This window comes from Pseudoalteromonas sp. TAE79, from assembly GCF_000498015.1.
GTDB lineage: Bacteria > Pseudomonadota > Gammaproteobacteria > Enterobacterales > Alteromonadaceae > Pseudoalteromonas.
The window spans coordinates 1-23,552 of the sequence record NZ_AUTL01000117.1 but is presented as its reverse complement, the minus strand read 5'-3'; the positions used below and the strand labels follow the sequence as shown (position 1 = coordinate 23,552).

The following is a 23,552-nucleotide window of genomic DNA, read 5'->3' as shown; positions in this document are numbered from 1 at the left end:
ATAGCAAAAAGATTTTTCCATGTGGTGTGCTGCAATGAACAAGGGCGCTTAGTTAAAAAGAAAATGTTAAAGCGTGCGCAAGTGTTATCTTTTTTCCAACAACACACTACGTGTTTAGTTGCTTTAGAGGCCTGTGCAACTTCTCATTTTTGGGCTCGAGAAATCAGAAAATGTGGTCATCAGATAAAGCTTATTCCACCTCAGCATGTAAAAGCCTTCTTAGTTGGCAATAAAAATGATTATAACGATGCTTTAGCAATTAGCGTTGCTTCAAAACAACATCATATTAAGAGTGTCTGTATAAAATCAGTTGAGCAACAAGATAACCAAGCACAGCACAAAGCGAGAGAATTAGCGGTCAGACAAAGAACGGCACTATGCAATCAAATCCGAGGCTTAACTGCTGAATACGGAATTATTTTAAATCAGGGTATAAACACAATACGCAAAAGTATCCCCCTAATTTTAGAAGATGAAAATACCGGATTATCAGGCGCATTTAAAGCGGTACTAAAGCAGTTAGAAACACAATTGAGTAACTTAGACAGCTGCATTGAAACTTACAGTACATTAATAGTTGAAACAGCAAAAAATAATGATATTTGCCAACGGATCCAAACAATACCTGGATTTGGTCCTATGGTATCAAGCGCCTATTTCAATGAAGTTGGAAATGGCAGTAACTATAAAAGAGGCCGCGATGTTTCAGCGTCTTTAGGTATCGTTCCGCGTCAACACAGTAGTGGCGGGAAAGATACTTTACTTGGGATAAGTAAGCGAGGAAATAGCTACTTAAGGTGCCTGTTGATCCAAGGAGCAAAAGCGGTTGTCTCAAGAGCAAAAACGAAGAATGATAAATTAAGTCAATGGATAAACCGACTGGTTCAAACTCGAGGGCATAATCGAGCATGTGTAGCTTATGCCAACAAGATGGCGAGAATGGCTTGGGCTATTAGCGCTTCAGGTGAGAGTTACTCACCCGTATAAATACTCTTCAAAGAATTGCGTAAGTGGCTAAAACGATGACATAACAGGTCAAACCTGCATATTGAAAACCTATAGAGTTCAGTGGTAGTAAATACCGATAACCTGATCAGGACAATATGCGCGGATTACATCAAGGTCAGAAGTAATAATCTTCACTAAAAGACCGTATATATGACAGCAAACCTGTCCCTGCTATCGTTGAATGACACCTTGCAATACTGGAGGAGACCATATATGAACTCTGCTTGAGATAGATTTATTATCCAGAGTTCTTGTTAACTATATATGGGGGGGCTTTATCGTTTTTTAAACGCCTCTAAGTGCTCCTAAACTCGCATTTTAGGTTGGTTTGGGTATACTTGCGTGGCTAAAGTACAAAATCCTTAAAACATCACGTTTTAAAACATAATTTCATAGTGGAAGTAGAATGGAACAATATATTGAATTTATTACAAATCATCCCATTTTAAGCCTTGCTTGGGTTGGTATTGTTTTCCTTATTGTTAGTGGCTGGATAAAAAGTAAGCTTTCAGCTGTTCGTCAAATAAATCCTCAGCAGCTTACGTTACTTATTAACCGTGATGACGGTCAAGTAATCGATATACGTGCGCAAAAAGAGTTTAATGCAGGGCGTATTTCTGGTGCTGAGCATTTGAGCCCAGAGAATGCGAAAAAATCTGACTTTTCAAGCCTTGAAAAGTACAAGACTAAACCCATTATAGTTGTATGTACTACAGGTATGACTGCCCAAGGTACTGCAGCCGCTATGAGTAAAGCTGGTTTTGAACGAGTTTACTTATTAGCAGGTGGCATGGGTGCGTGGCAATCTGCCAGCTTACCAACTACAACAGGTCGCTAATCAGTTTAGCTAGGCCGATAGAGGATTTATTATGAGTAATGTTGTTTTATACACCAAGGCGTATTGTCCATTTTGTCAGCGTGCTCTTTCGCTTTTAAATAGCAAAGGCGTTGAATACACTAATTATGATATTGGTGTACAGCCTGAACTACGCGCTGAAATGATTGCTAAAGCCGGTGGCGCAAGCACAGTACCGCAAATTTTTATTAATGATGAACATATCGGTGGCTGCGACGACATGATGGCTATTGAAGCGCAAGGTAAACTTGACGCTAAGTTAAACGCTTAATTTAATTATAATAACGAACAAGTTAGGAATAACAATGAACGAAGAAAATCAAAACGTAGCCGCTGCTGAAGCTGGCGCACAATTTACTATTCAACGTATTTACACTAAAGATGTATCGTTTGAAACGCCAAATTCTCCGGCCATTTTTCAAAAAGAGTGGACGCCAGAAGTTAAGCTAGACCTAGATACACGTTCAAACAAGCTGGACGAAGGTGTATTTGAAGTTGTTTTAGCGCTAACAGTAACTGCGTCTATTGGTGAAGAAACTGCGTTCTTATGTGAAATTCAACAAGCGGGTATTTTTACTATTGCTGAAGTTGAAGAAGTGCAGCTTGCACATATGCTTGGTGCATTTTGTCCTAACGTGTTGTTCCCATATGCACGCGAAGCTGTTTCAAACCTTGTTAACCGTGGTACTTTCCCACAGCTTAACCTTGCGCCAGTTAATTTTGACGCATTGTTTGCACAATACATGCAACAACGTACTGCGCAAGCTGACCAGGTTACAGCAGACGCATAACCTATGAGTACAGCAACTACAGCTGTTACTGTATTAGGGGCGGGGTCTTACGGCACCGCCCTTGCTATTTGTTTAGCCCGAAATGGTCACAACGTGACACTTTGGGGACGAAATAGCGACGACGTTGCCACGCTTGCAGCTGAGCGGAAAAATCAACGTTACTTACCTGATGCTCCTTTCCCAGACACTCTGACTCTTGACGCTAACTTACAACATGCCGTTGCTAGCAGCGCTATTGTACTTGTTGTTGTGCCAAGTCATGCTTTTGGCGACACACTTGCCCAGATAAAACCTGCACTGCAAGAGGGTGCTAAAGTAGCGTGGGCAACTAAAGGGCTTGAGCCTAATACTGGACGTTTGTTACAAGAAGTTGCTTTGCAAGAATTGGGTGATGACATACCACTTGCGGTACTTTCGGGGCCTACGTTTGCAAAAGAAATGGCTATGGGGTCACCTACAGCTATTTCTGTGTCTTCTACGTCGCCTGAATTTGCTCAGCAGCTCGCTGATTTACTTCATTGTGGTCGCTCATTCCGTGTGTATAACAATGATGATTTTATTGGTATACAGCTCGGTGGTGCGGTTAAGAATGTAATTGCCATTGGTGCCGGTATTTCGGACGGTGTTGGTTTTGGCGCTAATGCGCGTACCGCGCTTATAACCCGAGGCCTTGCAGAGCTTACTCGTTTAGGTTGCGCTTTGGGTGCTAAGCCAGAAACCTTTATGGGAATGGCAGGCCTTGGTGATTTAATACTAACCTGTACAGATAACCAATCACGTAATCGTCGATTTGGTTTGGCGTTAGGTAAAGGCGAGAGCGTTGATGCTGCTATTGAGTCTATTGGCCAAGTAGTTGAAGGCTTTAGAAACACTAAAGAAGTGTATTTACTAGCGCAGCGTGCTGGCGTAGAAATGCCAATCACTGAGCAAATTTATAAAGTACTTTATGAAAATAAAGACATGAAAGAAGCCGCTATGGCTCTTTTAGGACGAGAACAACGCGCTGAATAAGCGCTTGAGCTAGGCCTTAACTAAAAAACCGACATTATGTCGGTTTTTTATTGCCTAACGGATTATACTTACTGGGCGTTAGGGAAGCCCAACTGACGCCACGACTCGTAAACAAACACGGCGACTGCATTTGACAGGTTCATACTACGGCTATTTGCTTGCATAGGAATACGTACACGTTGCTCTTTTGGCAGTGCTTGGATCATATCATCAGGTAGACCGCGGGTTTCAGGTCCAAATACTAAGCAGTCGCCGGCTTCGTAGTTAGCTTCATGATGGAATTGGCTACCTTTGGTTGTACATGCATATACTTTTTTAGGCTTGCACTTCTCAAGATAATCTTCAAAAGAAGCATGGCGTTGAACATGGCTAAATTCGTGGTAATCAAGGCCCGCACGCTTTACTCGTTTGTCGTCCCATTCAAAACCTAACGGCTCAATTAAATGCAGTGCATAGCCGGTATTGGCACATAGGCGAATAATATTACCAGTGTTAGGCGGTATTTCAGGTTGGTATAAAACAATATCCAGCATAGTGAGCCTTTTAAATAATCTGTAGTTTAACGATTTTCAGTATACACGAAACCCTTCAAAAAAATGATATACTCACACTATTGAATACTCCTAATTATCGGATTAAAACGTGCATAACCGTAGCTACGAATTTTGGGTTAAAACTTCCAGCACTGTTACCATGGTAATGGTTAGTTTAATGATTGGCGCAAAAACATGGGCGTGGCTTNCCGCCATGAGTTTTTTGGTGTTAGGCTACGCACTGCGCCCAGCAGATGATGACCATAGGTTTGGGCACGGTAAAGCTGAAGCACTTGCTGGACTTGGGCAAGCCGCGTTTATTGCAGGCTCAGGTTGCCTACTTGCTTTTCATGGTATTGAGCGGTTATTTAACCCTATACAGTTAAGCCATTCTTTATTAGGTGTGTGGGTAAGTATTTTTGCTATTGCGTGTACGCTCGTCATTGTATTTGTACAAAACAAGGTGGTTAAGTATACCGATTCAATTGCTATAAAAGCCGACTCAGTACATTACAAAGGTGATTTAATATTAAATGCCGCTGTGCTATTAGCTATTTTGTTAGCTTATTATGGTGTGTTGTATGCCGATCCTGTTTTTGCGATAGGTGTTGCCGGTTACTTACTTTATAACAGCTGGGATATTGCTCGCGATAGTGCCGATCATTTAATGGATAAAGAACTGCCGGACGATGAAAAGCAAAGCATATTTGATATAGCCAGAGCCCATGCTGATGTACATGGTGTGCATGATATTCGTACGCGCCAAGGCGGAAAAGTTAAGTTTATCCAAATGCACTTAGAGCTTGATGATCATTTAAGTTTGATTCGCGCGCACAATGTGGCTGATGAAGTAGAGGCAATGCTTAGCGAACGCTTTGAGTCTGAGGTAGATATACTGATCCACCTAGACCCTTTGTCGGTACTTGTTAAGCCGTCACCGACTCACAAAACTGATACAAGCTCTTAAGCAATGGCTGGCGTATTTCATCACGTTCAAAAAATAGCTCGTGTTTAGCGCCTTCAAAACTCTCAATCGTTGCATGAGCATGCCTTTTTGCAAGACTGTACTGTGCTTTGTTATTTACCACTGTATCGCTAGCTGCACTTGCTATAAACAAAGGGATTGGTACGTTTAGGTTATCAACAGACTTTAAAAACGATATTGTAGCTGCTAACCAGCCAAACGTAACGCCACCTAATTGTATGTTAGGTTCTAATTTATAGGTTTGCCTAAAGTAGGTGTAACGCTTCTCGCTGCTAGTAAGTACGTTTTCGGTAAATGGGATCGGGTTGTAGTTGCCTTGTCCAAATGCATAGCAAGAGTGTAAACCAAGTAAAGTGGCTAATTTAACAATAAACTTCGTTGGTATTTTGGGTACGTCTTTTGTGAAAATATCAAACATAGGAGCAGACAAAAACACGCCTTTATAGCTATTTTCAAATTTTGCTAAATAATCAATAGCAATGGCGCCACCCATTGAATGAGCCAGCATGACTTTTTTACCTTGCCAATGTTTTGAAACTATTTGCTGATCAAAGTTATTTAGGTCACTGCTGTAGTTATTATAATGTTTTACAAAGCCTTTATGTTTATTTTTAAGGTGCCTGTAAGAGCGGCCCTGACCTTGATGATCCATAATAAACACAGCAAAATTATTACAATACAGCTCCCAGAGCAGTTCTTTATATTTTTCTAGGCCTTCAATACGCCCTGTACTTACTACTATTGCGGTTGTCGCGTTTTTAGGGATTGCGTATGCGTAAAATAGCTTTCCTGATGGCGTATCTAAGTAGCTTTTAATTAAATTTGAAGTATAAAAAACATTAATGGCCTCTTGATTGCTCTCAAGCTGGGCTTCTGAACTATAAAACATGCTTTACTCTTTTATTAATGGCAAGGTTATATTAGCACACAAGCCACCTAGTTCTTTATTTGATAATACTAAACTGCCACCATGCGCAGTAATAGCATTTTTAGCAATCGCCAGCCCTAAACCCGTGCCACCACTTACGCGATCCCGCGCATCTGATTGCCTAAAAAAGGGCTCGCAAAGCTTGCCCAGTTGCTCATTTGGCACACCAGAGCCATCATCACATATTTCTATATAAATGGCATCAGCATGCTTTAGAGTAATGCTAATAGTATTATTTGCGTATTTGATAGCGTTGCGTAGTAAGTTTTCAAGTGCGCTGGCAATAAGGCTTTCGTCGCAATTAATATTTACGTCTACAGCGCCCACTATATTTAGCTGCTTATTATTTTGTTTTGCTTCAAACTGCGCATCGTTAATAACGTGATCTACAATTATTTGTAATGATTGTTTTTGCAGTGAAAGCGCTTGGCTTTTTGCTTCTAAGCGAGAAACTTGCAGCACGTCTGCAATCATTTTATCGAGCTGGTTTGCTTCTTTTTCTATGCGTAATAAATACGATTGGCTANTAGCCATTTTTAAACGTGTAAGAGGCGATCGTAATTCATGTGATATGTCGGCTAATAAGCGTTTTTGTGAGCTAATTAAAAGCTCTAACTGATTAGCCATGCTGTTAAAATCTCGCCCAAGTATTCCGAGTTCATCTTTACGGTTTACAGAAATATCGGCCCTTGCACTTAAGTTACCCGCAGATAATTTAATAGCTGCTTTTTTAAGGCTATTTATAGGGGCTATTAAGTTACGGCTAAATACAAAACTTAAAATGAGAGATGCAACAATTGCGATGACTATTTTCATCCAATTAGGCATAAGCTTAAAGCGCATTAATAGCGGCGGTTGATGGTTAATATCTATTTCGTAAAGATAAAAACTCCCTTCAGGCACGTTTATGTTAACAGGGCCGAAGGCTTGATATTTCTCAGTGAAAATAATTTGTGGTGACATATTTTGAGTAAAGTTTAATAAACTTAAGTCGATGCTCTCTGGCACCTCTTTACTGCTAAGAGAGTCCTCGCTTTGAGCTGCGCTTAAGTATAAAAGTTTACGCTTTGATAGGCGAGGGTGTACTAATACATCGCTTAGGCTGCGCTTATGTTTAATAGCAGTGCGCTCAATACTTTTGGCGGTATATATTAAGTTTTTTTTCATAGGGCCATAAAGCGGCTCGTTAGTTACCGCGTTAATAGCGGTAATGTTACTTAAAAATATAAGCGCTGCAACGGTGCCGATTATAGTTAACCAAAACCAAATAAATATTTTAAAAAACAGGTAGTGCCCAGGGTGTTTTAACCAAGCAAAGTAAGTGCTTTCATTCGCCTTGGATAAAGACATAACCCGTACCTCTCATTGTTTTAATTCGCTCACCTGGAATATGCTCTCCTATTTTTTTGCGGATATTACTTACATGCATATCGATAGAGCGATCGAAAGAAGCTAAACGCCTACCTAGTACTTCTTCACTAATTTGCTCTTTACTAACCACTTCACCTGCATTTTTACACAATAGCGTGAGTATTTCGTACTCTGTACCAGTAAGCGTTAGTGTAGAGCCGTCTATTGAAGCCTCGCGCGCAGCAAGGTTAACAGTAATGCCATTAACGAGTAACTTACTCGTTGTAGCTACATTTAAGCTATTAATGTGCTCTATACGGCGAGTTATTGCTTTTACGCGGGCTAGTAATTCACGATGATTAAAAGGCTTTGGAATGTAATCGTCAGCGCCTAGCTCTAGACCAAAAATACGGTCAAAGTCTTCACCTTTTGCTGTAAGCATTATTACCGGTGTGAGTTTTGTTTGCCTAAGTTGTTTAAGTACTTCAAAACCATCAAGCGTTGGTAACATTACATCTAGCAATATCAGGGCGTAGTCATTTGCTTGTGCTAGTTTAAGGCCTTGTTCACCGTCGTGTACGCTTTGTATTTCAAAGCCTTGGGCAGTTAAATATTCACTTAATAGCTCACAAAGGCCAGTGTCGTCATCAATCATTAATAGTTTCATTTACAAACCCTTAGAGTTGTTTATAGCGTTATTTTACCCGCTAAATAGTGCAAAGGTGAATCTTTACACAACCTTTACACTGCTTTGCGTTACTTTGCGTTGAGTTAGGTATAGTTAACTCACTGGCGTATACCCAGTCAGCCTCAAGATACAGAATTCAGCGTTTCACAGCAGCTGGCTATCAAGGCGTGACTTTGCAAGAATGGCATTCCCTTTTAAAAAGTCACAACACCGAGAGCTAGTTGCTGTGAAACGCCCAAAGGGTTGGTTTTAAAACGATTTATTCTGCGTTATCGATTTTAACAAGGGAGCAACCATTGGTTACAATCAATGCCTTGCCTAAATAGTTTTTAATTCCAACTGAAACTCGTTTCTTGCGGTTGATTGGGTATGTTAGCCACAACCAACCCAATATTAAGGTAATGATTATGACTAAAGTAAACACACTATCAAAATTAGTACTTATTTGTGGCTTAGCAACAGCAACTCTTGGCGCTGGTAGCGTATTAGCTAAAGGCGACGGGCATAAGCAAGGCCATTCTCAAGCTCGTTTTTTACTTTCTGATCGCGGCGTTGAAAAATTAAGCCTAACAGATGAACAGCAAACTAAGCTAAAAGCTATTTTTGAAGCACAAAAAACACAAATGAAAGCACTGCGTGGCGACGATAAAGAAGCCCGTAAAGCGATGCGTGAAGCGCACAAAGCAAAAATGGATGCATTACTTTCGGCTGCGACATTTGACGAAAATGCAGCAAAAGAGCTATTAAATGAACGCCGCGAAAAAGGTGAGCAATTTGGTTTAATTAAACTAAAAACACAACACCAAGTAATGCAAGTGCTTAACGCTGAGCAAAAAGAGAAGTTTGCTAAAATGCAAAAGCGTATGAATAAAAAGCACCGTAAACAAAAAAGTTAATTTTACTTTTTTGTAAATACTAAAAAACCAGCGTAATGCTGGTTTTTGTATTTAGGGCATTATGAAGATAAATCACTTAAAAAAGTCATCTTCATTTTTAGCCAGCATAGCTTCAATATCTTCAATCATGTCTTGGCTAAACTCTTCTGCTGAGGTGATTGGCGCAGAAATTTTATTATTTTCAAACGACCAATCACCCAAATCAATTAGCTGACAGCGCTTGGAGCAAAAAGGGCGAAATGGGCTTTGCTCTGACCATTCAACTTTAGTTTTGCAGGTCGGGCAGTTTACAATAGTAGGCATAATTTACTCTTTACAATCTTTTTCTGCATTTTACATTACTTAGATATGAGTCTCTAGGTATAAGTAAGGCTCTGAGTTTAGTGTTCAGAACCTTGTCACTTTTACTATGGACCTTTAAAAATTAGTCACGCGATTAATTTCACCAAGGGATGTAAGGCCATCGGCTGCTTTGCGTAAACCTGATAAACGTAAATTATTAAATCCGGCTTTAAGTGAAACGTCAGCTATTTCAAGCGAGTTACCACCGCGCATAATAATTTGGGCTATTTCAGGAGTAATTTGCATTACTTCGTAAATACCCACACGCCCTTTGTAACCATCAGTACAGCTATCACACCCTTTAGGCATATATAACGTCATTTCTTCAATTTGCTCGGCACTAAATCCTTGGCGAGCAAGTTCTTCACTCGGAAGTTGTTCTGGCGTTTTACATTTAGGGCATAATCGGCGCGCTAGGCGCTGAGCTATAATTAAGCTAATTGAACTTGCTACGTTATATGCAGGTACGCCCATGTTTAATAAGCGGGTAATGGTTTCGGGCGCTGAGTTTGTATGCAATGTTGATAAAACCAAGTGACCTGTTTGCGCTGCTTTTATTGATATTTCAGCAGTCTCAAGGTCACGTATTTCACCTACCATAACTACATCAGGATCTTGACGTAAAAATGCACGCAGTGCGTTGGCAAAAGTCATATCGGCTTTAATATTAATTTGTACCTGGTTTACACCTTCAAGGTTAATCTCAACCGGATCTTCCGCAGTACTAATATTACGCTCTGGCTGGTTTAATATATTTAAACCTGTGTATAGCGATACGGTTTTACCAGAACCCGTTGGCCCTGTTACCAATATCATCCCTTGAGGCTGGGCAAGCGCATCCATATAGAGCTTTTTCTGCTCAGGCTCATAGCCTAATACATCAATGCCTAACATAGCGCTTGATGAATCAAGGATACGCATTACTATTTTTTCACCCCACAAGGTAGGCATGGTACTTACACGAAAGTCGATACTTTTGCGTTCAGTAATTTTTAGTTTTATTCGACCATCTTGTGGTTTGCGTTTTTCGGCAATATCGAGTCGCGACATTACTTTAATACGCGCAGAAAGCTTGGTTGCTAATGTATTAGGTGGGCTTGCCACTTCATGCAAAATGCCATCAATACGAAAGCGAATACGGTACTTGTGCTCATACGGTTCAAAGTGTAAATCAGAGGCGCCTTTTTTAATGGCATCCATTAAAATTTTGTTAATGTAAACGATGATAGGCGCATCATCTTTATCGTCATCTTGTGGAGCTGTATCTCTTTGGCTTTCTGAGTCTAAATCAGCAAATTCTTGAAACTCGTCATCAGTTAAATTTAAGCTGCCAGTGGCATCTAGCAACTGCTCAATTTTGTTATCGAGTTGAATATAATCAACAACAACAATTTCACATGAGAGACCGGTACTAAATTCAAAGTTTTCGAATGCGCCGTAATCTGTTGGGTCTGATGCTGCTATATAAACTTTTCGATCTTTTTGAACAAGCGGCAAAATGTGATGTTTACGTATGAGTTTTTCTTTTACGAGATCGGCCGGGATTTTTGTAAGATCAAAGTCTTTTAAATCAAAATAAGGTACGCGAAACAAATCAATACATTGTTCAGCTAAATCTTTACTATCGATTTTTCCACATTTAGAAATAAGCTCAGCTGTTGAGGCAAATTCATTTTGTTTGTTTTTAACCGTGTCGGCATCAATGCGGCCAAGGGTTATAAATTTTCTCAATAACGGTGAGTTAATATTCATTGCGCACCTGTTTTATTCCTTCAATAGTTAGCAATTTATCAGAAAAAAGAAGGTGATTACATCACCTTTCATTCTTTGTTGTGATTTTACTAACTAAAATACGAGTTTGTGTGAGTTAGGACAGTGTTAATGTGAGTTAGTTTTGTTGTGTAATGCATATTGTAGGTACTTTTTATGAAGATCAACAAGTTCTATATGCACTAGGTTTAAACTACGGTCGTTATTTAAAATATCATTCGCTTTTTGCTGTTTATCGGCACGTGACATTTGCGAGGCAATAATACTTTTAACTTGCTTAATACTTGTGCTATCGCGTTTTACTGTACGCGCTATTTGTACACAGCTTGGTACATCAATAAGTAAAGTGTGGTTGCAATATTTATCAAGGTTGTTTTCAAACAATAAAGGCGCTACTAAAACAACATAAGGGCTAGTTGCATTATTTAAATGGTTTAGTATTTTTGCGCGAATAAGAGGGTGTAGCAACGCATTAAGCCATTCTTTGTCACTGTTGTTAGTAAATATTTTTGCGCGTAGCTCTGCTCTATTTAATGTGCCATCAGGCAATAAAATATGTTCACCAAAGTGGGCTGTAATCGCTTTTAGCCCTTTGCTATTTGGGAGTACTACTTCGCGCGCAATTATATCGGCATCAACTATTGTAATACCAAGCTCTTCAAACATATTGCTTACGGCCGTTTTGCCACAGCCAATACCGCCTGTTAAACCTAATACCCAGCTGTTTACTTTAGTAATTTGCTCACTCATTTTAATAACCTATTAAATTAAAATAAGCGCCTTGAATTTGGTTGCCCCAAAGCATAGTGATCCAGCCTGCTATCGCTAAATAAGGGCCAAAAGGGATAGGGGTCGCTTTGTCTTTACCTTGTATGCTTAACAGTGCAATACCTATAATGGCACCCACTACGCTCGAAAACAGAATAATAGTAAGCAATGACTGCCAGCCAAGCAAAGCACCAAATACAGCAAGCAATTTAAAATCGCCATAACCCATGCCTTCTTTTCCGGTTAGTAACTTAAATAACCAAAATACGCTCCACAAACTCAAATAGCCGCAAGCAGCACCAATAATGGCATCAGTTGGGGTAACGGTATAGCCCAGTACTGCAGCAATAAGCGCCAGCCATACAAGCGGTAGGGTAATTTGGTCGGGCAGTAGCATATGGTCAATATCAATAAAGGTAAGCGCTACTAAAGCCCAAGTAATTGCTATATAAAGTAAAGCCTGCTCAGTAGCGCCCAGCTTATATGCAACCACTAAGCTTAATAGTGCAGTTATTGCCTCTACAATAGGATAGCGAGCCGATATCGGGTTACTACAACTGGCGCATTTACCTTTTAAAAATAACCAGCTAATAACAGGAATATTTTGCCACGCTTTAATTGCGGCTTTACATTTAGGGCAGGTAGAGTTGGGCTTTACTAAATTAAAAGTTGAGTTTAAATCTGAGCTAAAAGGCTCGTTGGTGTTTTTTTTATTACTTTTAAGTTCGCTTTCTAAAAGCAGCCGACATTCGCCTTGCCATTCGCGTTGCATTATTAGTGGCAAACGGTAAATAACTACGTTTAAGAAACTACCAACACACAAACTCACCAAGCCAATAGTGGTTAAATAAAACCATAATTGGCTTTGCATTACTTCTATAATACTTTGCATATAACGACCAAATAATTAAATAATGAGCTTAAAAACCTAAACAACTGCACCAAGTTGGAATATAGGCAAGTACATGGCAATAATTAAACCACCAACTAGCACGCCTAATACGGCCATGATTAATGGTTCTAGCAAGCTTGATAGTCCATCTACTGCATCATCAACTTCTTGCTCATAAATAGTCGCTACCTTACCTAGCATGCCATCGAGCGAGCCTGACTCTTCACCAATAGCCACCATTTGTATTACCATGTCAGGAAATATTTTAGAGTTACGCATTGCCCAGTTCATTTGGTTACCCGAGCTAACCTCGGCTTTAATATCTAAAATAGCGTAACGGTAAACCGCATTACCCGAGGCGCCTGCAGCAGAATCCAGCGCATCAACTAGCGGTACACCAGCGGCAAAAGTGGTCGAAAGGGTACGCGCATAACGGGCAACAGCCGCTTTATTTAAAATCATACCAATGATTGGCAGTTTTAAAACAGCTCTGTCGGTAGCATCGCGGAGTTTTAAGCTTTTTAGTTTGGCCTCTTTAAAAGCCCAGCCGAATGCAATAATTGCTATTAGCATCATCCACCAATATTCCTGCATAAACTCCGATATACCAATTACAAATAGGGTAAATGCAGGGAGCTCAGCACCAAAACCAGCAAAAATATCCTGAAATTGCGGTACAACAAATATTAGCAATATTGAGGTAACTATAAGTGCGATAACTAATACCGCAATAGGGTAAAACATCGCTTTTTTAATTTTTGATTTTAGTGCTTCAGACTTTTCTTTATAAATAGCAACGCGGTCGAATATTTTATCTAAAGCGCCAGATTGCTCGCCCGATGCCACTAAATCGCAATATAAATCATCAAAATAACGGGGGTGATGTCGCAGTGCCTGCGATAACGGTTGGCCAGCCTTTACTTCATCAGCAATGGTTTCCATGAGTTTACTTACACTTTTATTGGAAGAGCCGGAACCTATCATTTCAATTGACTGAATAAGTGGCACGCCCGCCATCAGCATGGTAGCAATTTGCCGAGTAACTAGGGCAATATCTTTTGGGGTTATTTTTTGTTTACTTGCGATACCAAATAAGGGCTTAGCTTTACGTTTTACTTTAGAGGGGGTGATACCTTGTTTACGCAATTGCGCTTTAACTAACGCAACACTAGAGCCGGTTATTTCACCCTCCAGACGCTTGCCTCGAGCGCTAACGCCAACCCATTGAAAAACATCCTGGCTTGCACCATCTTTTTTTGCCATTAAAACACTCTTTTTACATTATAATAGCCAAGGTAGCTAAAATAGCTACCTTGTTAAGTTTTTTACAAGTGTTATGTTTGTTATATAAATTATTCAGGATCTTTTGCTGCAGCTCTACAGTTAGAAGGTCTATATTTAGAAGCCAAACTACCACCGGTACAAGTCCATGTAATAGAGCCAGAAGGAAGGGTGCCGCTAGCAAGAGCCGCACCACCAGAAAGAGGTGCAAGCTCTATCGTTCCGTCGCCCGCAGCAGCAGTATAATTAATAGTTATCACCCCGGTAGCTTTTGTAATACCAACACTAGTCACGTTATCTGTTGCAGGCGGAGCAGTCCAACCTAAATCTAAATCTGCGGCAGAACTTGCATTCTCTGCAACAGTTGTTTTAGCTCCAGAAGCTAATGAAAGACCTTCAGTAACTTTAGCCCTAACAGTATAATCCTGATATGCAGGCAATGCTACTGCTGCCAGAATACCGATTATTGCTACTACGATCATTAATTCAATTAGGGTGAAACCCTTTTGGTTCTGTTGTGTCATTGTTTTCATGTTTCCTCTCCTAAAGGATAATGTTGTGGTAAATAAACGTTATTTAAGTAGCATTAGTGCTTGGCTTAATTTGTTTATTTAACCTGTTTACTTAATTTGTTTATTTAAACTGTTTACCTAACCTGTTTATTTAAAGAACAAAATTTACTGTACAGCGTATTTTAGTTTGTATAAACAAGAACACGCTGTGCATTTAGTTATTAAAGTTGCCAATATTTAGCACTTTAATGTGTTATTGAGTTACTTTTATATTTATAAATTCGCTTATATTTTTAGGTATAGCCGTATAAATACTTAACTTTTTATACATTTCATTGCATTCATTAATATTAAACCAGCTAATTAGTGCTTTTATATTAATGGTACATTCATTTATAGTACAACAGCGTGAGTTTACCACTGTTTTTTACTTTTTAGTACACGGGTTATATTTAAAAAAGCATTTTATTTAACAAAATGTTAAAAAGCAATCCTTTCGGGTTATTTAATGCTTTATAGTATCTATTGTCAATGAATTAGCGCAGTTTAAATTTAAAGTCTGCGTTATTATTAATCAAATCGCATTGATAAATCGATTGATTGTAAGTTTTTTGTTAACGCCCCACTTGATATAAAGTCTACCCCAGCTTGTGAGAAAGTTTTAAGCGTTTGTAAGGTCATATTGCCCGAAACTTCAAGTTTTGCGCGTTTGTTAGTAACCACTACAGCTTGCTTAATTTGCTCTACGTTAAAGTTGTCGAGCATTATAATATCGGCACCCGCATCTAGCGCTTGTTTTAGATCAACAAGTGATTCAACTTCTACTTCTATTGGTTTGTTTGGTTGGTTTTGTTTAGCTTGCGTCACGGCTTTGTTTATTGAGCCACAAGCCGCAATATGATTTTCTTTAATTAAAAAAGCGTCAAATAACCCAATACGATGATTTGCACCACCGCCACACTTTACTGCGTATTTTTGCAGCGCGCGCAGACCTGGAATTGTTTTACGTGTATCGAGTAATTGTGTAGTGGTGCCGTTTAACTCTTTTACGTAATGCGCTGTAGTAGTGGCTGTACCCGATAACGTTTGTACAAAGTTAAGTGCAGTACGCTCGGCAGTTAATATTGAACGCGCTGAACCAGTGGCTGTAAATAATGTGCCGTTTGCCTTAACTGCGTCGCCATCGTTTATAAGTACATTAACCTTAACGCTTGGGTCTACTTGTTTAAATACTTCAAGGATGATGTCTTTTCCGCAAAAAATACAGTCTTCGCGGGTGATTACTTTGGCGTTTGCTTGCTCATTTTGAGGGATCAATTGCGCGGTAATATCGCCTTCTTGTGCGGTTTGATAATTTAAATCTTCGTCAAGTGCTAGAGTAACAAGCTGAGTAATAAGAGTGTGCGAAATAGACATGGAATGCTCATAAGCGTTAATAAATTAAGCAAATTTTACTATGTTTATAAAAGAAAGAGAAGCGATTGCATTTTCACCAATATAAAGATAAGCGCTTGAAGTAGATTCGTACCTACGTATGGGTTTGAATTATTTGTAGGTGAGGTTTTATACCTCGCTTGTTACTATCATTGTTTTAATAAATCCTTTAGCATCAGTACTATGTATCTCTTGGTGTTTATATAATAAACGTATCATGAAAATAGATTTAAATGGTGTTTTAAGTACGGTAGCGCAGCGGCCTTGTTCGCATTTTGATGAGCGCCCTGATGAGGCTGATATTTCTTTATTGGTGATTCACAATATATCATTGCCAGCAGGGCAGTTTGGCACCCCTTTTGTTGATGGGTTATTTATGGGGTGCATTGACTGTAATGCTCATCCAAGTTTTAGTGACTTAAGGAATTTACGTGTATCGGCCCATTGTTTTATAAAGCGCACCGGTGAGGCTATACAATATGTACCTTTTGAAAGGCGTGCTTGGCATGCAGGTCAATCTGAGTTTGAGGACGCGCCTGCGTGTAATAACTTTAGCATTGGTATTGAACTTGAAGGTACCGACATCGCACCATATTCTTTAGCACAGTACAAAACATTAACTATTATTAGTAAATCTATAATGCAACGCTATCCAAAAATTACCCCTTCGCGTATTGTTGGGCATTGCGATATTGCCCCTGGGCGTAAAACAGATCCTGGCAGTAGCTTTAATTGGCCATTGTTTTTTAATATGCTTGAACAACTAAGTTAAGAGAGTTATTCCCATGATTTTAGTTTCTATAATAATTGCATTGATTCTGGAGCGTTTAGGGGCTCGGTCTAATTACTGGCAGATAAGCTACTACACAAATGGTTATTTAAATCGCTCTAATAAACTACTAGGTGACAAAGGGTTATTTAGTTCTGCACCGGGCTTTTTAATTTGGCTTTTACTCCCAGTGATTGCGGTGGCACTAATTTATTGTTTGTCAGATTTTGTATTGTGGCAGCTGGGCATTAATATCGCGGTGCTTTTGGTTTGCTTTGGTTGTGCTAAGCAGCGTGCTTTATATAAGTCGTACTTAAATGCGTTAACGCGAGATGATGGTACTGCTGCATCTTTATATGCGTTGCAAATAGGTCAAAAGCGTACTGATGATCAAGATGGTGGCGAAACCTTTGGGCAAACATTGGCTTGGGTGAACTTTAGATTTTACTGCGCGGTTATTTTTTGGTTTGTTGTTTTAGGCGCGCCAGGTGCGGTTTTATATGCACTGGTGCGTACTGTAGCTGATTTAGTACGAGAAGATCATAAAGTAATATTTGCTAAGCGTTTTAAACTTACACATAAACTATTGTTTTGGCTCGACTGGTTACCTGCACGTATTACCAGCTTTGGTTATTTAGTAATAGGTAACTTTAATAAAGGCACGAGCTGTTGGTTACGTTACGTACTTAACTTTAAATCTCCAAACCGAGAAGTAGTAACATGTACTGCACTTGCTGCAGAGCAAGTTGAAAAGCGTTATTACGGCTGTACCTACGAAGCCACTTGTATGATTAAGCTTGTTAAGCGCAATGTATTATTTTACTTAGTACTTATAGCGCTACTTACATTATTTGGCGGACTATCGTAGTCGCGATTTTATATCGCGCATTGTGTTTCTCGGTTGGGAGATTAGTTGCTAAATGTCGCGGGGTAAACCCGCTGCTACGATTGCGTAGTCGTGATTTTATATCGCGCATTGTGTTTTTCGGTTGGGAGATTAGTTGCCAAATGTCGCGGGGTAAACCCGCTGCTACGATATTGTGTAGTCGCGATTTTACATCGCGCATTGTGTTTTTTTTAGTTAGGAGATTAGTTGCTAAATGTCGCGGGGTAAACCCGTTGCTACGAGTTTAGATAAATACTATCCCAATATGGGTAGTCTGCAATATTTTCTATTAAATTTGCACGCAAAGGGTTTGCGACTATGTATCTAGCACAGCTATTTAAGTCTTCGGTATTTCTTATTAAGTGATCATAAAACCCTTTTTGCCAAAGCTTTTGTCTGCCAAATTGTCTATACACCGTGGCTGAGCGTCCTTTGAAGCTTCTAATTACCTCGCTTAATGTTGCGCTATCGGATAATTGTAGTAACCAATGAATATGGTTTGGCATTATCACGAAAGTATTTGATTTAATCAGTTGCTCTCTTTCTAATTTCCTCATTTCATTGATAATAGCTCTATTAATTATTAAGCTTGTGAGTAGGTTATTTCGCTCATGACAAACCAGTGTAATAGCGTAATAGTGATTTGCTTTTGATACTCTTCCCTTTCGTAATAAATATGAACGATGCATAACATACCCGTATTTTAGCAATCACAGACCCACGAATTTAAAGCATATGCAATTTTTATAAATTTGCGTAGTCGCGATTTTATATGGCGCATTGTGTTTCTCGGTTGGGAGATTAGTTGCTAAATGTCGCGGGATAAACCCGCTGCTACGATATTGTGTAGTCGCGATTTTATATCGCGCATTGTGTTTCTCGGTTGGGAGATTAGTTGCTAAATGTCGCGGGGCAAATCCGCTGCTACGATATTGCGTAGTCGCGATTTTACATCGCGCATTGCGTTTTACGTTTAGGTAATTGCTTGCACAATAGTCGCGGGATAAACCCGCTGCTACGATATTGCGTAGTCGCGATTTTACATCGCGCATTGTGTTTTACGTTTAGGTAATTACTTGCACAATAGTCGCGGGGTAAACCCGCTGCTACGATATTGCGTAGTCGCGATTTTACATCGCGCATTGTGTTTTACGTTTAGGTAATTACTTGTACAATAGTCGCGGGGTAAACCCGCTGCTACGATATTGCGTAGTCGCAGTTTTATATCGCGCATTGTGGTTTACTTTCATCCTGTTGTTAATTTCTTTAATAAATTCAACTAGAGTTAACACTCTATTTTTCTGGTCAGACCAATTGTTTTCATCCTATTAACGTTATAACAGTTTTTGTAAATTGCGCATTGTTTAATCTTCGTTCAAAATGCGTTACGCTACTTTAATTGCTCAAATTACCTGTAAATTGACAGCTAATAAGGTTTTTGATACCGTATTGAAAATTTTTGGTATGACCAATTTACCTTTTGGGTAAATCATACTACTCAAAGCCCCGCTTTATGGGCTCTTGGTATTTATACAACGCGGACGTTGATTCATGTCTTTAAAGATCAAAGCAGCAAAGTTATCTGATGTTATTTTACAGCAACTCGAGAACATGATTCTTGAAGGCTCGTTAGCACCAGGTGAAAAGTTGCCACCAGAGCGTGAACTAGCAAAGCAATTTGAAGTGTCTCGCCCGTCACTGCGTGAGGCAATTCAAAAATTAGAAGCGAAAGGTTTAGTTACGCGTCGCCAAGGTGGCGGCACGTTTGTAAAAAATCAGCTCGAAGAAGGGCTTACTGATCCACTTTTTGATTTGATTAGTAAACACCCTGAGTCGCAGTTTGATTTACTTGAATTTCGTCATGCATTAGAAGGGATTGCTGCTTACTACGCGGCACTGCGCGGAACCAGCAACGATTTTAGTAAAGTGAAAGAAAGCTTTGATAAAATTGCCCTCGTTAATGATGATTTACAGCAAAAAGCAAAAGCAATTAATGCATTTCACTTTAGCGTGGCAGAAGCCTCGCATAATGTGGTTTTACTGCATTTAGTAAGAGGCATGAAAGCGCTGCTTGAGCAAAATGTATTGCAAAATTTAACTGTTTTATTAAAAAAGTCAGATATTAGCAGTCAGTTAGCCGAGCACAGGCGTTTATTAATGGATGCCGTTATTGACGGTAATCCAGAACAAGCCCGTTTAGCAAGTAATGCGCACTTAGCATTTATCGAAGAAGCACTACTTGAAGCAGGCAAAGAGCATTCGCGAATTGAACGTAGTTTAAGACGCACTAAACAAAATTAAGTTAGTACATAACTACTTTGAACACACAAATTAAGTAGCTGTGATATTAAATTAACAATATTCGTATTTTAAACATAAGGAAACCTCCATATGTCTGAAGTCAATAAAATTGACGTAGACGCGCTAGAAACACAAGAGTGGTTACAAGCTCTTGAATCAGTTGTGCGCGAAGAAGGTGTTGAACGAGCTCAGTTTTTACTTGAGCAAGTATTAGAGCAAGCCCGTTTAGATGGCGTTGATATGCCAACGGGTATTACCACGAACTACGTTAATACTATTCCTGTAGATCAAGAACCTGCTTACCCGGGTGATGTAAATCTTGAGCGTCGTATTCGTTCAATTATACGTTGGAACGCGATTATGATCGTTCTACGTGCATCTAAAAAAGATCTCGACTTAGGCGGCCATATGGCGTCTTACCAATCATCTGCTGCATTTTATGAAGTGTGTTTTAACCACTTCTTTAAAGCGCCAAATGATGTAGACGGTGGTGACTTAGTTTATTACCAAGGTCATATTTCTCCAGGTATTTATGCACGAGCATTTGTTGAAGGTCGTTTATCGGCTGCGCAACTAGATAACTTCCGCCAAGAAGTTGATGGCGAAGGCTTACCATCGTACCCACACCCTAAGTTAATGCCTGAGTTTTGGCAGTTCCCTACGGTATCAATGGGCTTAGGTCCTATTTCATCAATTTATCAAGCACGCTTCTTAAAATACTTAGATGGTCGTGGCTTAAAAGACACTAAAAACCAACGTGTATATGCGTTTTTAGGTGACGGTGAAATGGATGAGCCAGAATCACGTGGTGCTATTTCTTTCGCTGCACGTGAAAAACTAGATAATCTTTGTTATTTAATTAACTGTAACTTACAGCGTTTAGACGGCCCAGTTATGGGTAACGGTAAAATTATTCAAGAGTTAGAAGGCTTGTTTAAAGGCGCTGGCTGGAACGTAATTAAACTAGTGTGGGGCAGCGGTTGGGATATTCTGCTTGCTAAAGACACAACAGGTAAATTACTACAATTGATGAACGAAACAATTGATGGCGATTACCAAACATACAAAGCTAAAGATGGCGCATACGTGCGTGAGCATTTCTTTGGTCGCTACCCTGAAACAGCTGCCCTTGTTGCTGATATGACAGATGATGAAATTTTTGCGCTTAAGCGTGGTGGTCATGAGCCATCAAAACTATTTGCTGCATTTAAAAAAGCAGAAGAGACAAAAGGTCGTCCAACTGTAATTCTTGCTAAAACTGTAAAAGGTTACGGCATGGGTGAAGCCGCTGAAGGTAAAAACATTGCGCACCAAGTGAAAAAAATGGACATGTCGCATGTTGCACATTTACGTTCACGCCTTGGTCTTGATGACTTAGTATCTGAAGAGCAATTAAAAGAATTACCATACCTAGAGCTTGAAGAAGGTTCACCTGAGTACAAGTACCTACATGCGCGTCGTGATGAGCTTAAAGGCTACACACCTAAGCGTATTCCACGTTTTAGTGAAAAACTTACGTTGCCAGAAGTAGATGCATTTAAGCCACTACTTGAAGAGCAAAAGCGTGATATATCTACTACTATGGGCTTTGTTCGTGCACTTAATATCTTATTAAAAGATAAAGGCATTGGTAAAAATATCGTACCAATTATTGCAGATGAAGCGCGCACATTTGGTATGGAAGGTTTATTTCGTCAAATCGGTATTTACAATCCGCATGGCCAAAACTACACGCCACAGGATCGTGATATTGTTTCTTACTATAAAGAAGCAACTTCAGGTCAAGTATTGCAAGAAGGTATCAATGAGTTAGGTGCAATGTCGTCATGGGTTGCTGCTGCAACATCATACAGCACTAACGATTTACCAATGATCCCATTCTACATTTACTACTCTATGTTTGGTTTCCAACGTGTTGGCGACATGGCATGGATGGCGGGCGATCAACAAGCACGTGGTTTCTTATTAGGTGCTACAGCGGGTCGTACAACGCTAAATGGTGAAGGCTTACAACACGAAGATGGTCACAGCCACATTCTTGCAAACACGGTTCCTAACTGTGTTTCTTATGACCCAACTTACGCGTTTGAAGTGGCTGTTATTGTACAAGACGGTATTCGTCGTATGTACGGTGACGACCAAGAAAATATTTACTACTACCTAACGCTTATGAACGAAAACTACCATCAACCAGCTATGCCAGAAGGCGCTGAAGAAGGTATTCGTAAAGGTATTTACAAGCTTGAAAGTTACGAAGGTAAAAAAGCCAACGTACAGCTATTAAGCTCAGGTACCATTATGACTGAAGTGCGCAAAGCTGCTTCAATCTTAAGCGAAGAATATGGTATTGCATCAGATGTTTACTCAGTAACATCTTTCAATGAGCTAACGCGTGATGGTCAAGATGTTGAGCGTTTCAACATGCTTAATCCTGAAAGCGAGCAAAAAACAGCATTTATCACAAGCGTATTAAACGACTCTGTGACTGTTGCAGCAACGGATTACATGAAAAACTACGCAGAACAAGCGCGTTCATTCATTCCAAGCAGCAACTACAAAGTGTTAGGTACAGATGGTTACGGTCGTTCTGATAGCCGTGAAAACCTACGTCGTCACTTTGAAGTTAACGCAAGCTACGTTGTTGTTGCTACGTTATCTGAACTTGCTAAACGCGGTGAAGTTGAGAAGTCAGTAGTTGTTGAAGCACTTAAAAAGTTCAACATCGACACTAACAAACTTAACCCACTGTACGCATAAGAGGTTTGCAATGAGTATTGAAATTAAAGTACCTGATATTGGTGACGACGAAGTAGAAGTAACCGAAATATTAGTAAGCGTTGGCGATAAAGTAGATGTTGACCAATCATTACTAAATGTTGAAGGCGACAAAGCATCAATGGAAATACCTGCTTCTCAAGCGGGGACTGTAAAAGAGATTAAAGTTAACGTTGGCGACACCGTTACAACAGGCTCTTTAGTATTTTTGTTTGAAGGCGAGAGTGAAGGCACTGATGAGAAAAATACATCAGCCGCTGCTCCAGCTAAATCTGAAGAGGCAGCACCAGCTGCTTCTGCAGGTTCTTCAATTAAAGAAGTAACTGTACCAGATATTGGCGATGATGAAGTTGAAGTAACTGAAATCATGGTTTCTGTTGGTGACACCGTTGAAGAAGAGCAATCTATCTTAAACGTGGAAGGCGACAAGGCAGCAATGGAAGTTCCAGCTCCATTTGCCGGTACAGTTAAAGAAATTAAAGTAGCCGCTGGNTGTTTGTTTTTGAAGTAGCAGGAAGTGAATCTGCAGCACCGGCTAAAGAGTCGGCTCCTGTAGAAGCGCCAGCTGAGAGCTCAACAGCAAGTTCAGCACCAAGCACTAAAGAAGTTAATGTGCCTGATATTGGTGGCGATGAAGTTGAAGTAACTGAAATTATGGTTGCCGTTGGCGATGAGGTTTCAGAAGATCAATCAATCTTAAACGTTGAAGGCGACAAAGCTGCAATGGAAGTACCAGCTCCATTTGCAGGTACAGTTAAAGAAATTAAAGTAGCCGC

Annotated in this window: 23 protein-coding genes and 1 pseudogene; 12 read left to right on the top strand and 12 right to left on the bottom strand. The window is 39.8% G+C overall.

Features of this window, described 5'->3' with window-relative positions; translation table 11 throughout:
* The 5 genes from L655_RS0107125 to gpsA form a co-directional block, all read left to right on the top strand.
* On the top strand, positions 1-987 hold a 987-nt coding region (locus L655_RS0107125; protein WP_024604568.1), incomplete at its 5' end, for an IS110 family transposase.
* Between the two features lie 427 nt (positions 988-1,414).
* Positions 1,415-1,846 carry a rhodanese-like domain-containing protein gene (locus L655_RS0107120; RefSeq protein ID WP_024604567.1) on the top strand — a complete coding sequence of 144 codons (432 nt, stop codon included), beginning with the start codon at positions 1,415-1,417 and terminating at the stop codon, positions 1,844-1,846.
* A 31-nt stretch (positions 1,847-1,877) separates the two neighbouring features.
* On the top strand, positions 1,878-2,135 hold the full coding sequence (gene grxC, locus L655_RS0107115) for a glutaredoxin 3 (RefSeq protein ID WP_024600147.1): 258 nt from the start codon (positions 1,878-1,880) through the stop codon (positions 2,133-2,135).
* 34 nt (positions 2,136-2,169) lie between these two features.
* Positions 2,170-2,655 (top strand): protein-export chaperone SecB, encoded by a 486-nt coding sequence (secB, locus tag L655_RS0107110; RefSeq protein WP_024604566.1) that lies wholly within the window; start codon positions 2,170-2,172, stop codon positions 2,653-2,655.
* 3 nt (positions 2,656-2,658) lie between these two features.
* The gene (gpsA, locus tag L655_RS0107105; protein ID WP_024604565.1) at positions 2,659-3,666 is read left to right on the top strand and encodes an NAD(P)H-dependent glycerol-3-phosphate dehydrogenase; all 1,008 of its coding nucleotides are present in this window, start codon (positions 2,659-2,661) and stop codon (positions 3,664-3,666) included.
* Between the two features lie 68 nt (positions 3,667-3,734).
* On the opposite strand, the gene trmL is transcribed toward gpsA, so the two are convergent.
* Positions 3,735-4,199: a tRNA (uridine(34)/cytosine(34)/5-carboxymethylaminomethyluridine(34)-2'-O)-methyltransferase TrmL gene (trmL, locus tag L655_RS0107100; protein ID WP_024600144.1), complete on the bottom strand. Its 465-nt coding sequence runs from the start codon at positions 4,197-4,199 to the stop codon at positions 3,735-3,737.
* 160 nt (positions 4,200-4,359) lie between these two features.
* Between trmL and L655_RS0107095 the strand changes: the two genes are divergently transcribed.
* A complete protein-coding gene (locus tag L655_RS0107095; RefSeq protein WP_050582191.1) occupies positions 4,360-5,166 on the top strand; it encodes a cation diffusion facilitator family transporter in 807 nt (268 codons plus the stop codon).
* Here L655_RS0107095 and L655_RS0107090 read toward each other — a convergent pair.
* From L655_RS0107090 to L655_RS0107080, 3 genes are all read right to left on the bottom strand, one after another.
* Complete coding sequence (locus L655_RS0107090) at positions 5,126-6,073, bottom strand: alpha/beta fold hydrolase (protein WP_024604563.1); 948 nt, start codon at positions 6,071-6,073, stop codon at positions 5,126-5,128. The genes L655_RS0107095 and L655_RS0107090 overlap by 41 nt on opposite strands.
* Before the next feature lie 3 nt (positions 6,074-6,076).
* Complete coding sequence (locus L655_RS0107085; RefSeq protein ID WP_024604562.1) at positions 6,077-7,462, bottom strand: ATP-binding protein; 1,386 nt, start codon at positions 7,460-7,462, stop codon at positions 6,077-6,079.
* The gene (locus L655_RS0107080) at positions 7,440-8,129 is read right to left on the bottom strand and encodes a response regulator (protein ID WP_024604561.1); all 690 of its coding nucleotides are present in this window, start codon (positions 8,127-8,129) and stop codon (positions 7,440-7,442) included. Before L655_RS0107080 ends, L655_RS0107085 begins: the two co-directional genes overlap by 23 nt.
* Before the next feature lie 428 nt (positions 8,130-8,557).
* On the opposite strand from L655_RS0107080, the gene L655_RS0107075 reads away from it, so the two are divergent.
* Entirely contained in the window at positions 8,558-9,046 is a 489-nt protein-coding gene (locus L655_RS0107075) for a Spy/CpxP family protein refolding chaperone (protein ID WP_024604560.1), read from the top strand.
* 72 nt (positions 9,047-9,118) lie between these two features.
* Here L655_RS0107075 and yacG read toward each other — a convergent pair whose 3' ends face one another.
* The 7 genes from yacG to nadC form a co-directional block, all read right to left on the bottom strand.
* On the bottom strand, positions 9,119-9,349 hold the full coding sequence (yacG, locus tag L655_RS0107070) for a DNA gyrase inhibitor YacG (protein ID WP_024604559.1): 231 nt from the start codon (positions 9,347-9,349) through the stop codon (positions 9,119-9,121).
* 114 nt (positions 9,350-9,463) lie between these two features.
* On the bottom strand, positions 9,464-11,140 hold the full coding sequence (gene pilB / locus L655_RS0107065; RefSeq protein WP_024604558.1) for a type IV-A pilus assembly ATPase PilB: 1,677 nt from the start codon (positions 11,138-11,140) through the stop codon (positions 9,464-9,466).
* A 126-nt stretch (positions 11,141-11,266) separates the two neighbouring features.
* Positions 11,267-11,908, bottom strand: coding sequence for a dephospho-CoA kinase (gene coaE / locus L655_RS0107060; protein ID WP_024604557.1), 642 nt, complete (start codon positions 11,906-11,908; stop codon positions 11,267-11,269).
* A 1-nt stretch (position 11,909) separates the two neighbouring features.
* The gene (locus L655_RS0107055; RefSeq protein ID WP_024604556.1) at positions 11,910-12,818 is read right to left on the bottom strand and encodes an A24 family peptidase; all 909 of its coding nucleotides are present in this window, start codon (positions 12,816-12,818) and stop codon (positions 11,910-11,912) included.
* Between the two features lie 36 nt (positions 12,819-12,854).
* Complete coding sequence (locus L655_RS0107050; RefSeq protein WP_024604555.1) at positions 12,855-14,081, bottom strand: type II secretion system F family protein; 1,227 nt, start codon at positions 14,079-14,081, stop codon at positions 12,855-12,857.
* Between the two features lie 89 nt (positions 14,082-14,170).
* Positions 14,171-14,632 carry a pilin gene (locus tag L655_RS0107045; RefSeq protein ID WP_024604554.1) on the bottom strand — a complete coding sequence of 154 codons (462 nt, stop codon included), beginning with the start codon at positions 14,630-14,632 and terminating at the stop codon, positions 14,171-14,173.
* Positions 14,633-15,181: 549 nt separating this feature from the next.
* Complete coding sequence (nadC, locus tag L655_RS0107035) at positions 15,182-16,027, bottom strand: carboxylating nicotinate-nucleotide diphosphorylase (protein ID WP_024604553.1); 846 nt, start codon at positions 16,025-16,027, stop codon at positions 15,182-15,184.
* A gap of 235 nt (positions 16,028-16,262) precedes the next feature.
* Here nadC and ampD point away from each other — a divergent pair, with 235 nt between their 5' ends.
* Together ampD and ampE are read left to right on the top strand one after the other, a co-directional pair.
* The gene (gene ampD / locus L655_RS0107030; protein ID WP_024604552.1) at positions 16,263-16,817 is read left to right on the top strand and encodes a 1,6-anhydro-N-acetylmuramyl-L-alanine amidase AmpD; all 555 of its coding nucleotides are present in this window, start codon (positions 16,263-16,265) and stop codon (positions 16,815-16,817) included.
* Between the two features lie 13 nt (positions 16,818-16,830).
* On the top strand, positions 16,831-17,682 hold the full coding sequence (ampE, locus tag L655_RS0107025; protein ID WP_024604551.1) for a beta-lactamase regulator AmpE: 852 nt from the start codon (positions 16,831-16,833) through the stop codon (positions 17,680-17,682).
* A gap of 254 nt (positions 17,683-17,936) precedes the next feature.
* On the opposite strand, the gene L655_RS0107020 is transcribed toward ampE, so the two are convergent.
* Positions 17,937-18,389: a transposase gene (locus L655_RS0107020; protein WP_024604550.1), complete on the bottom strand. Its 453-nt coding sequence runs from the start codon at positions 18,387-18,389 to the stop codon at positions 17,937-17,939.
* Between the two features lie 862 nt (positions 18,390-19,251).
* On the opposite strand from L655_RS0107020, the gene pdhR reads away from it, so the two are divergent.
* From pdhR to L655_RS01000000125275, 3 genes and pseudogenes are all read left to right on the top strand, one after another.
* Positions 19,252-20,001: a pyruvate dehydrogenase complex transcriptional repressor PdhR gene (gene pdhR / locus L655_RS0107015; RefSeq protein ID WP_008170672.1), complete on the top strand. Its 750-nt coding sequence runs from the start codon at positions 19,252-19,254 to the stop codon at positions 19,999-20,001.
* Positions 20,002-20,091: 90 nt separating this feature from the next.
* On the top strand, positions 20,092-22,758 hold the full coding sequence (gene aceE, locus L655_RS0107010) for a pyruvate dehydrogenase (acetyl-transferring), homodimeric type (protein WP_002957763.1): 2,667 nt from the start codon (positions 20,092-20,094) through the stop codon (positions 22,756-22,758).
* Between the two features lie 10 nt (positions 22,759-22,768).
* Positions 22,769-23,552 (top strand): annotated as a pseudogene (locus L655_RS01000000125275) (biotin/lipoyl-containing protein); the annotation flags it as partial.

Excerpts from the sequence above, each read along its gene's own strand:
- secB (WP_024604566.1), top strand. The coding sequence starts at position 2,170 with ATGAACGAAGAAAATCAAAACGTAGCCGCTGCTGAAGCTGGCGCACAA.
- L655_RS0107045 (WP_024604554.1), bottom strand. The coding sequence starts at position 14,632 with ATGAAAACAATGACACAACAGAACCAAAAGGGTTTCACCCTAATTGAA.
- pilB (WP_024604558.1), bottom strand. The coding sequence starts at position 11,140 with ATGAATATTAACTCACCGTTATTGAGAAAATTTATAACCCTTGGCCGC.
- nadC (WP_024604553.1), bottom strand. The coding sequence starts at position 16,027 with ATGTCTATTTCGCACACTCTTATTACTCAGCTTGTTACTCTAGCACTT.
- ampE (WP_024604551.1), top strand. The coding sequence starts at position 16,831 with ATGATTTTAGTTTCTATAATAATTGCATTGATTCTGGAGCGTTTAGGG.
- yacG (WP_024604559.1), bottom strand. The coding sequence starts at position 9,349 with ATGCCTACTATTGTAAACTGCCCGACCTGCAAAACTAAAGTTGAATGG.
- L655_RS0107075 (WP_024604560.1), top strand. The coding sequence starts at position 8,558 with ATGACTAAAGTAAACACACTATCAAAATTAGTACTTATTTGTGGCTTA.
- pdhR (WP_008170672.1), top strand. The coding sequence starts at position 19,252 with ATGTCTTTAAAGATCAAAGCAGCAAAGTTATCTGATGTTATTTTACAG.
- ampD (WP_024604552.1), top strand. The coding sequence starts at position 16,263 with ATGAAAATAGATTTAAATGGTGTTTTAAGTACGGTAGCGCAGCGGCCT.
- aceE (WP_002957763.1), top strand. The coding sequence starts at position 20,092 with ATGTCTGAAGTCAATAAAATTGACGTAGACGCGCTAGAAACACAAGAG.
- L655_RS0107090 (WP_024604563.1), bottom strand. The coding sequence starts at position 6,073 with ATGTTTTATAGTTCAGAAGCCCAGCTTGAGAGCAATCAAGAGGCCATT.
- L655_RS0107020 (WP_024604550.1), bottom strand. The coding sequence starts at position 18,389 with ATGCATCGTTCATATTTATTACGAAAGGGAAGAGTATCAAAAGCAAAT.
- gpsA (WP_024604565.1), top strand. The coding sequence starts at position 2,659 with ATGAGTACAGCAACTACAGCTGTTACTGTATTAGGGGCGGGGTCTTAC.
- grxC (WP_024600147.1), top strand. The coding sequence starts at position 1,878 with ATGAGTAATGTTGTTTTATACACCAAGGCGTATTGTCCATTTTGTCAG.
- L655_RS0107080 (WP_024604561.1), bottom strand. The coding sequence starts at position 8,129 with ATGAAACTATTAATGATTGATGACGACACTGGCCTTTGTGAGCTATTA.
- trmL (WP_024600144.1), bottom strand. The coding sequence starts at position 4,199 with ATGCTGGATATTGTTTTATACCAACCTGAAATACCGCCTAACACTGGT.
- coaE (WP_024604557.1), bottom strand. The coding sequence starts at position 11,908 with ATGAGTGAGCAAATTACTAAAGTAAACAGCTGGGTATTAGGTTTAACA.
- L655_RS0107055 (WP_024604556.1), bottom strand. The coding sequence starts at position 12,818 with ATGCAAAGTATTATAGAAGTAATGCAAAGCCAATTATGGTTTTATTTA.
- L655_RS0107120 (WP_024604567.1), top strand. The coding sequence starts at position 1,415 with ATGGAACAATATATTGAATTTATTACAAATCATCCCATTTTAAGCCTT.
- L655_RS0107050 (WP_024604555.1), bottom strand. The coding sequence starts at position 14,081 with ATGGCAAAAAAAGATGGTGCAAGCCAGGATGTTTTTCAATGGGTTGGC.